The organism is Frankia sp. KB5 (genome assembly GCF_002099325.1).
Lineage (GTDB): Bacteria > Actinomycetota > Actinomycetes > Frankiales > Frankiaceae > Frankia > Frankia casuarinae.
Genome location: NZ_MRUJ01000288.1, coordinates 1 through 9074 on the forward strand (window position 1 = coordinate 1; position 9074 = coordinate 9074).

Consider the following 9074-nt stretch of genomic DNA (forward strand, 5'->3'; position numbering starts at 1 on the left):
CCCTCACCGTGGTGGCCCGCCGTTGTTCCCCCGGACCCCACGGCCCCACCGCCCCACCCACCCCACCGGCTGTCACAGAACGTCATCGGTGGCGTTTCCGCCGGCGCCGGAACCCACCCTCACACGCGCTACTCACAGCGACGAAACAGCAGCCGGGCCCGGATCCTCACACCACCACCGGCCCCAGCCCCCCGCACCCCGTCTCACACCGTCTACCTGCACAAACAGACTTTGCGGGTCACCCTGGGGTGTGCAGTGCGGCGGTGATGACGACCAGGGCGTCGATGACGTCCGGGCGTTTCTTCGTGGGAAGCTTGGCGTCGGCGAGCATGGCCCCTGCTCGTTTGTACGAGTCGAGGGTGAAGGTTCTCGCGCAGGCGACGCAGCCGGCGGTGATGTTGGCCGCGCCGCGGATGGGGGGCGTGCTTTCCCGGGTTTGTGGGACGGTGYAGTCCTTCAGGTATTGGCTGAAGGTGTGGACCGTTCTCGGGTCCGGTCGCCACGCTTGGGCGAGGACGGGGCCGATGAGAACCGGCCGGTGTGGTGCCGCGCGTAGGCAGTGGTGGAGTAGTCGCGCCGTGGGGTTGTCCCGCAGGAGCGCTACGAGCATCCCGGTGTCGTAGATGACGGTACGGGGGATCACGCGACGGTCGCGGTGTCCGTTCCGAGTGCGCTGGCCAGGACCCGGTGGATGAGGGTCTGTTCGTCCGTGGTCAGGGCGTYGAACGAGGGCGGGTCCGCCTCGGGGAGGTCGGTGGTCTGCTCCAGGGCGGCCTGGTTGCGTGCGTCCAGTGCCGCGAAGGCCGCTGTGGCGGCGTCGTCACGTGYCATCTGGGCGACGGCTGCCGCGATCATGTAGGCGGAGACGTCCATGCCGGCCGCTTCCGTGTGCGTCCTGATCGCGGCCTGGACGTCTGAGAGCGCGTCTGAGAACTCGGGTCACCAGTCACCGGTGCGTCCGAGGCGACGGGACATGACCATGATCATGGCGATGTAGACCATCGCCTCGTGGCTCTCGGGTGAGGTCTCGTAGTCACGCACGCATCGGCGGTGCTTGTTGATCCATCCGTAGGTCCGTTCGACGACCCAGCGACGTGGCAGGACCACGAACCCGGCGGCGTTGTCGGTCCGCTTGACGATCTGGACGGTGAGGTTGAGGGTCTTGGCCGCCCAGGTGACGAGCCGTCCGGCGTAGCCGCCGTCGGCCCAGACGTGGCGGACCGCGCCGAAACCGTCGCGCAGGGCGGCGAGCACACGGTGCGCTCCGTCCCGGTCCTGGATGCTCGCGGCCGTCACGACGACGGCGAGTAGCAGGCCGTTGGTGTCTGTGGCGATGTGCCGTTTGCGGCCTTTGGTCTTCTTGCCGGCGTCGTAGCCGGCGGTCGAGGAGGGCACCGTGTCGGCGGCACGCACGGTCTGTGAGTCCACGATCGCGGCGGTCGGCAGCGGGTCACGCCCAGCGTGCACGCGAAGCACGTCACGCAGGCAGTCGTGCACCCGCTGCCACACGCCCGCCGTCGCCCAACGCCGGTAGATGTCGTAGATGGTCTTGGGGGGTGGGAAGTCGTGCGGGAGCTGCGCCCAGGCGATCCCGCCGCGGACCAGATAGAAGATCGCGTCGAGGACGGTCCGGCGCGGCCACTTCTCCGGCCGGCCACCCTTGCTGGTGGCGCTGCCTGGTAGCGGCAGCAGCGGCTCGATGACCGCCCACTGGGCGTCGGTCATCGATGACGACGGGTAGAACGGGCACGGCGCCGTTGCGACGGAGGTCGTCTCGGCGTGGGCCGGGCATAGCGGACACAGGCAGGTCGTGGACACTGGTGCGCGGGCTCCTGGCGGACCGGGTTGGCGTGAGAACCACCAGTCCTACCGGGAGCCCACCCATTTTCGATCAAGGTTCGCCCACCAGCCGCCCAGTTCTCAGACGCGCTCTGAGGCTGTCGAGATCGTGAACCGGATATTCGGCATGCCGCTATCGTAACACGGCATATTACGCCACCTTGGCCGCTTTGGCGGCCCGTCGGGTACTCGACTGGGGGCCCAGGCGGCGTACGCGGGCTCCAGTCCGACCGGCGACGGTGGTCGGCCCGGACATGGGCGCGCCGTGGACCCGGGATATCGGGCCGTGGGTCGCGCCCGGCACGGTCCCGTAAGGTCACCTGGCAGCGGCAGCCGGTGTGTCGGTTGTGGACGTACGACGACGTCGCCGTGCGTTTCCGCTGGTGGGTGGCCTGTTCACGTGATCGGGGATGGCGATCGTGGGTCCGGGGATCGTGGGTTGGTGGTTCGGGTTGTGCCCGGTTCTGTCCACCACCGTTGACCAGGGGTTTTGTCGCTCCGTCGAGCACCTTGAAGATCGTTATGTAGCAACGGGTGTAGCAACGCGAGACGGTGGACGTCTACCGCGTAACCCCGCTGACCTGCATGAATGCTGAAACCTGACTGTCCGCCGTGATATTTCGGCTCGTTGCTACAACCGTCGCTACAGTGCACGCCAAATGGGACGGTCGCGGAGCCAGAGCACGCATCTGACCTGGGCCGATGAGCGRCATCGCGGCGGGCGACYGCCCGTTGCAGCGGCGGACGGTCTGCGGGGTGCTCTCCCAGCGGTAGYGCATTCGCTGGGCGACGTTGGCCAGCGGGGGTGAGGGCCTCGGCCATGCTGATCTCTGCGCCCCGTGGCCTCGACGACGCGATCGTCCTCGCCACCCAGCAGCGGCGCCCAAGGCGACGCTCACTCGGGGCCGCCGGACGTGGGTTGGGTAGCGCCGCCGCCGAAGCACCAGCTTCAAAGGCTCCTTCACTGAAAGATCCACCGGACCGAGGGCAGCCCTATCGGCACGTTCCGAGACTTCAGTTCCCAGTTCCGAGCGTCGTCTTCCTGAGGCCTTCGAGATCGCTCGACAACTGACGATCAGGTCGGGGGTGCTGGTCCGCGCGTCCCACACCGGTCGGCGGACCAGCCGACCGTGGTCCGTCGACGGCACGGTTCTGATGCCGGTAGATGACGATGTTCATCAGTAGGCTGCCGGCGATGCACAGGGCGCTGCCGGCCGCGGTGCAGACGAGAACCACGTCGGGGGAGGTGTCGGCCAGGCGCGGGATCGCGTTGAGAGGCGCTGTGGAGTAGACCAGCAGGGTGGCCCAGCCGCATGGACGTACTGGCGCCAGTCTGGCGCGCAGGCGGCGGGGCACCCGGCCGGCGGCCAGTGCCAGTCCCGCGGGCAGCAGGGTGAGGGAGAAGGTAACCAGGCCGATCCACTGCCACTTCATGCCGCGGGGCTCCTCTGGCGGACGGTGGGACGCGGTGTTCGGCTGCACCGTGATTCGGTCGCGAGCGGCAACGATGTTGATCGTCTGAGAACGCGACGAACCGCTGTCGGCCGGCAGGCAGCTCAAAAATCGGACCGTGCCTGGTCGCCGGGGCGATCACCTTCGGTCCGGTCGAGCCCGCCGGATCGGCCGTCCCGGTCCTGCTGGCTGTTTCATCCCTGGACGACGAACACGACCAGCATTCCGGCGAGGCAGAGCAGACCGAGGACGGAAAGCGAGATGGAGAGCGTCCGGTGGTCGCGCAGCAGGGCTGCGGTCGGGTTCAGAGCCAGGCCTGCGTACAGCAGCGCCAGGGCCAGTGACTGCGAGCGTGACGCGTGCCCCGCGAACGGCCGTCGGAACGGCCGCTGGCGCACGACCGCGGTCAGGAAGTACGTGGCGGCCAGGGCCCAGGCCACGGCGAGTATGACTGTGACAATCCGATCGGACATTACTGCGACTCCCAGGCAGACGGATCGAGGGTGCGTGCGGGCGTCGCGGGCGCCCTTGGACGGACCTGGGCGGCCGGGGGAGGTGTCCGCTCACGGCTCTCCCGCGCTCAGCGTCCAGCCGGTCAGCAGGATGGTGGGCATGAGGACAGCGCCGGGTAGGACCGTGACCATGCCGTCCAGTCCGAAGCCGAGCGCTCCGCCCAGCAGGGCGCCGACGAGGACAAGGCGCGGGGTGCGGCGCCACCACCGGCGGGGGCGGGGCGGGGGGTCGTCGCGGACGATGACGAATCTGCCGTCGGGCCCGACATCGACCTTGACGCCCGGGCGGGAGGTCAGTTCGAACCGTTTGGKTGGCTCCCGCCGGATCCCGCCGATGGGCATGAGACGGATGCTGCCGGGCAGTTCGACGACGAGCGCGCCCACCAGCCCTGACGCCGACGACCTGCCCCGCACGATCACCTCGGCCTCGTCGGGTATCTCCTCGACGGCCGGGTGCCACATCACCCGCTGCCAGCCGTAGGGCACCGGGTTTCCGATGTCGTTCAGGATGAGCCAGGTACTCGGATGGGTGATGCCCACTCCGCTGGTGTTCTTTCCGATCCGGGGATGGGCGACCATGGCGCGGCCGGGCTGTTCGGCGGCGTGCCGGAAACGCAGGCTGCGCATTGCCCACCACAGCGGCACGCCGATCGCGGCTGCGGCGGCGTATACGAGGAAAACGCTCGGGGTGCCGTTGTCGTCTCCCGTTCCCGAGTCCGCGGGGAAGCCCCGCGGTGAGGGGTCGGTCGGGTCGTAGGCGACGGTGAACCGCTCACCGACGCGATACCGATGATCGACGTCGAACCGTTGCACATGGTCGCGGCCGKTGGCGTCGACCCAGCGGGCCCGTAGGTCGAAGTGCTCTTCGTACCGGTCCTCGACMACTGTGCCGTCGGCGAGGGCGGTCGCCTCGGCGCGGGCTGTGTCGTACCGGTGCGCCCGCCACGCGGTGTCACCGGCGATCACCGTGAATCCGGCCAGGGCGACCGAGATACCGAACAGCGTCACCCGCAGCACCGGGCGCCGGGCGAACAGGGCCGCCCGTCTCGTTCCGGGGGCGTGGCCGAGCCCCGTCATGCCCCTGCTTCCATGATGGCTTCGGTGTCGTTGCTTGCTGCGATCAGTGCCCGCACCTGGGTYGCGTCGCCGGAATCCACGGCTTGCTCGATCAGCTCCCGTACGTCAACGGTTCGGCCGTCGGGGGAGATGACCACGGCTGTCACCCATCGGCTCGCCCGTTCCCAGCCGGAGTCGACCAGCCTCATGCTGATCAGGCTGCCCAGGCAGTCGGAGAGGACCGCGCGGGCAAGCGCGTCGCGCCCCGGCGGTGGCTCGGCGCGGATCGAGGGCTCGATGCGGCGGGCGAGCCCGCGCCAGCCCGTGTCTCTCCCCGCCCGGGCCCACCACCTGCCACCCGCACGGGGTGCCTCTGCGAGGACTCCACCTGACGTCTGGAAGGGGGCGGTCCCATCGCCCGATGCGTGGGCTGCCGACGGGCGAGGAACGGCGGCCGGAGGTGGACCGGACTCCAGGGCCTCGACCGCAGCGGTCACCGCGTCCGGCACCGTGCCCCGGCCTGTCGCCCGCAGCAAGTCGGCACGTGCCTCCTCGACGGGCCGGAACAGGTCCGCCGGACCTTCCAGCACGCTTGCCGGGAGCACGATCTGGTTGGAGTCGGGGAGCAGCTCCCGGGGAGCCCACCGATTCAGGTCATCGGCCTGGTGGATACGCACCGGCCCGCCGGCGGGGCCGCCGACGGGCCGGCAGTGGGATGCCTCGGCGCGTTTGGTGCCCGGTGACGCGGCGTCGCCGATGTCAGTTCTGGCGGGAGTGGATGTCGGTAGTTCCGCCAGGGCAGCCAGACGCGGCTGCAGTGGAAGCCGGGCGTGCGCGGCCCAGGGGTCCCTGGTCTCGTCCGTCAGGATGGCCGCGAAGACCCACCGGACGACGTGTGGATCATCAAGGGCCTCGTCGAGGGCGTCGTACAGGTCCTCGGGGAACGTCCGCTGTTGGGCGAGGACCTTGGTCCAGTGCCCGCCGAGGTGGTCGAACGCCGCCGCGACCAGCGTCGCGCGGGTCAGGACGGAGCGGACTTCGGTGGTACCGAGAATCTCGGCGGCCCGTGCGTCCGCCGCGAGCTCCACCCGCCAGCGGTACCGCTGCGTAGCGTTGAGCAACGCAGCGGAGACGGCCCGGCGTGGCGGGAAGCGGCTGGTGAGCGCCTGCGCGACCATGCCGCGGGTGGAYGCCAGGGCTCCTTCGCGCCAGCCGGTCAGCTGATGACGGGCGATCTCCCGGGCGATGATGGCCGTGAGCTGCGTGGCGGTGAGCCCACGCAGAAGGGGCCAGCCGAGGAGCAGGCTCGGTGACCGGCCACCGAACCCCGGGTGCACCTGCGCCACCGGAGTCGGCAGAACCCGGACGGCGAGCGGAGTGTCGAACTCCATCTCTCGGGCGGCCCGGCGTATCAGGATGGCAAGGTCGGGTTCGTCGTCCGGTCGTAGCACCCGGCCCGGTGGGCGGGCGCTCCGGAGGACCGGGATGAGCAGGGCCAGCAGCATCCCGATGAACGGTGCGACACCGATCAACCAGTCATGCGACGCGACGGCCAGGCCGACGATGAAAAAACTCAGGACGAGACTGTCGATCATGAAGAAGAGCCACAGGACGATCGCCCATAGAACGGTTGCCAGGGCCGTTCTACGGTCGGCCCGGAACTGRCCGACGGGCGGTGGAATGGTGCTCATGGGCATCCCGAGAAGGRCACAGTGTCCTCTTTCGGAGCAGCGCGAAATGATCCGTGGYAGCACGACAGCGAACGTCGGCCAGCCCGCGGAACGAGTATCGACAATGGCTACGACCGGGCTTCGGCCCGAACGCGGCAATGAAATCGAGGACGACCAGAGGCCTCCAGGGAAGGTCGGCACAATACAGCGGTGGACAGCACGCATTGCTTCGCCGACCAGACTTCCCGGCACACCAACGGATACCTTATCGGCTTGTTTCTGAACCCGCAAGTGCTTCCGGGGCGGACAATGTGCCGGAGCGACACTGGCTGGGCGCGGGACCTCGTGGTGTCGGCCATGGCCACACCCGTGCTGACAGGCGAAATGATCTTCTGGCGGCTTCCCTCCATCATCGACACCCGGTCCGGGTCGGCGCGGGACAGGGAGAGCCGGCTCCGGGACGTAGGGCAGGCCACTGTGCCCCGGCCAGTCGGGCCGATATGGTGGGAGACGGTGCGCCGGGAAGTCTGGTCGGCATGAAGATGCGTCTGGTCTGGGTGCGTTGTGTGACCGGTTCGAGGTGGTCATGGGACGCGCGGAGAGATGCCGCATGCGATTGGACTTCTCGAAGGGATGTGGATGTTCGCCGCACCGTCTGGTACCCCGACGCCGGAGGGCCGGGGTCGGTCCGGTGTTCTTCCCACCCGGCTCCTGACGCGGCCGGGCTGGTCCCGCGCTCAGCAGGTCACCGGCGTGCTGCGCAGCGAGACCGTTGGTGGCCTGCTGCTCCTGGCCGGCGCGGTGGTGGCGCTGGTCTGGGCGAACTCGCCCTGGCGTGCGGCGTACGAGACGCTGACCGGCACCCACGTCGGGCCGGAGGCGTTGCATCTGCGCCTGAACCTGGCGCACTGGGCGTCCGACGGCCTGCTCGCGATCTTCTTCTTCGTGGTGGGCCTTGAACTGAAACGTGAGTTCGTCCTCGGGGATCTGAGATCACCCAGCCGCGCGGCCCTGCCGATCGTCGCGGCGGTGGGCGGGATGGCGATGCCCGCCCTGATCTACACCCTGGTCAACAGCCTGCCCGCGGACGGGGCGCCTGAGGGATGGGCGGTGCCGACCGCGACCGACATCGCGTTCGCGGTCGCCGTGTTGGCCATCATCGGCACCCATCTGCCGGTCGCGCTTCGTTCGTTCCTGCTGACCCTGGCCGTCGTCGACGACCTCCTCGCCATCACGATCATCGCGGTGTTCTTCACCGACTCGCTCAGCCCGGCACCGCTGGCCGGCTCGGTCGCGACGATCATCCTGTTCACACTCCTGGTGAACTGGGGTGCCGGCCGCTGGTGGCTGCTGCTGCCGCTTGCCGTCGTTGCGTGGGCGCTCATGCACGCCTCGGGGGTGCACGCGACCATCGCCGGGGTGCTGATGGGATTCGCGGTACCCGCCCGCCCGGAGCCTGGGGAACACGTGGGGATGTCGGAGCGACTCGAACATCTCTGGCGGCCGGTGTCCGCCGGCATCGCCGTGCCGATCTTCGCGTTGATGGCGGCCGGTGTGTCGCTGGGTGACGGCGGGATCGGCGCGGCGTTGCGTGACCCCGCGGGCATGGGCATAGCCCTGGGGCTCGTGGTCGGCAAGCTGGTCGGGGTCCTGGGCTCCACGTTCCTGCTGGCCCGCTTCACCCGCGCCGAGCTGGACCAGAGCCTGTCCTGGTGGGACATCCTCGGGATCGCCCTGCTGGCCGGGGTCGGCTTCACCGTCTCGCTGCTCATCGGTGAGCTGGCATTCGGCGACGGGACCGAACGCGACGACCACGCCAAGGCGGCGATCCTCCTCGGATCCCTGACCTCCGCTCTGCTCGCGGCAGTGGTCCTCCGAGCCCGTAACCGTGTGTACCGCAGGATCGAGGAAGAAGAAACCATCGATCAGGATGGCGACGGCATCCCCGACGTGTTCCAAGAACCCGCCGTTGAGGACGCCGCTTCCCATGCCACCGACACTCCCCGTCGAGGTTGATGGAGAGCACCGAACATAAAAGCCCGGCGACCAGCCCATGGCATTCAGCTCCTTCTGAGAGCTGGGCGTCCAAGGGGCGTGCGCTTGGATCGAGAGCGATTCGCGCGCACGCCCCAAAGACCTACGATCTCTCTTCTGGCTGGTTCGGYACTGCAGGAATCTCGTCGCTGAGCACAGGGGCGAGCTGGGTGCGCGTATCGGTTCGTAGCTGTGCCACGAGCTTGCGTGCGGTCTTTGCGCCGATGCGGAGACGTTTGCGGAGGGTTTCGGCGGAGATCGGACGGTGGTGGGTCTCCCAATGGAGAGTGTCCTCGGCGCGTGCGCGGTGAAGTAGATCCTGTTCAGCGGCCCGCCGCCGGTGCCCAGGAGGTCTGAACTCGGTTTGCTCTTGTAGGTCCAGCGTTCGTGGCGCCGACGGTACGAGGGCACCGGAATGACTTACCGGTTCCATTTCTCCCTCGATACCGGGTGGGCCCAGTTGTCCGAGCGCCGCCTTCTGGCTGGTGCCCGTCTGGTGCATGGCCTGGAG

The 9074-nt window shown here is 68.9% G+C and carries 8 protein-coding genes and 1 pseudogene; 1 reads left to right on the forward strand and 8 read right to left on the reverse strand.

The features are described from left to right. Nucleotides 1–238 precede the first annotated feature (238 nt). The 7 genes from KBI5_RS22475 to KBI5_RS22505 form a co-directional block, all read right to left on the reverse strand. Nucleotides 239–643, reverse strand: a complete 405-nt coding sequence (locus tag KBI5_RS22475) for a hypothetical protein (protein WP_241883106.1) — start codon at nt 641–643, stop codon at nt 239–241. Then, nucleotides 640–873 (reverse strand): hypothetical protein, encoded by a 234-nt coding sequence (locus KBI5_RS22480; protein ID WP_085016377.1) that lies wholly within the window; start codon nt 871–873, stop codon nt 640–642. The genes KBI5_RS22475 and KBI5_RS22480 overlap by 4 nt, the downstream gene beginning before the upstream one ends. A 66-nt stretch (nt 874–939) precedes the next feature. Next, nucleotides 940–1725, reverse strand: a complete 786-nt coding sequence (locus KBI5_RS22485; RefSeq protein ID WP_085016378.1) for an IS5 family transposase — start codon at nt 1723–1725, stop codon at nt 940–942. A gap of 1128 nt (nt 1726–2853) precedes the next feature. Then, entirely contained in the window at nt 2854–3273 is a 420-nt protein-coding gene (locus KBI5_RS27200) for a hypothetical protein (RefSeq protein WP_198537899.1), read from the reverse strand. Nucleotides 3274–3485: 212 nt separating this feature from the next. Then, nucleotides 3486–3764, reverse strand: a complete 279-nt coding sequence (locus KBI5_RS22495) for a hypothetical protein (RefSeq protein WP_198537900.1) — start codon at nt 3762–3764, stop codon at nt 3486–3488. Nucleotides 3765–3854: 90 nt separating this feature from the next. Further along, nucleotides 3855–4880 carry a DUF3592 domain-containing protein gene (locus tag KBI5_RS22500; RefSeq protein WP_085016379.1) on the reverse strand — a complete coding sequence of 342 codons (1026 nt, stop codon included), beginning with the start codon at nt 4878–4880 and terminating at the stop codon, nt 3855–3857. Beyond that, nucleotides 4877–6550 carry a hypothetical protein gene (locus KBI5_RS22505; protein WP_241883108.1) on the reverse strand — a complete coding sequence of 558 codons (1674 nt, stop codon included), beginning with the start codon at nt 6548–6550 and terminating at the stop codon, nt 4877–4879. Before KBI5_RS22505 ends, KBI5_RS22500 begins: the two co-directional genes overlap by 4 nt. Before the next feature lie 582 nt (nt 6551–7132). Here KBI5_RS22505 and nhaA point away from each other — a divergent pair. Beyond that, nucleotides 7133–8545, forward strand: coding sequence for a Na+/H+ antiporter NhaA (nhaA, locus tag KBI5_RS22515; RefSeq protein WP_241883109.1), 1413 nt, complete (start codon nt 7133–7135; stop codon nt 8543–8545). Between the two features lie 121 nt (nt 8546–8666). Here nhaA and KBI5_RS28185 read toward each other — a convergent pair. Then, nucleotides 8667–8894 (reverse strand): annotated as a pseudogene (locus KBI5_RS28185) (hypothetical protein); the annotation flags it as partial. Nucleotides 8895–9074: the final 180 nt, after the last annotated feature.

Coding starts and splice junctions, on each gene's coding strand:
- KBI5_RS22485 (WP_085016378.1), bottom strand. CDS start 1,725: ATGACCGACGCCCAGTGGGCGGTCATCGAGCCGCTGCTGCCGCTACCA.
- KBI5_RS27200 (WP_198537899.1), bottom strand. CDS start 3,273: ATGAAGTGGCAGTGGATCGGCCTGGTTACCTTCTCCCTCACCCTGCTG.
- KBI5_RS22495 (WP_198537900.1), bottom strand. CDS start 3,764: ATGTCCGATCGGATTGTCACAGTCATACTCGCCGTGGCCTGGGCCCTG.
- nhaA (WP_241883109.1), top strand. CDS start 7,133: ATGCCGCATGCGATTGGACTTCTCGAAGGGATGTGGATGTTCGCCGCA.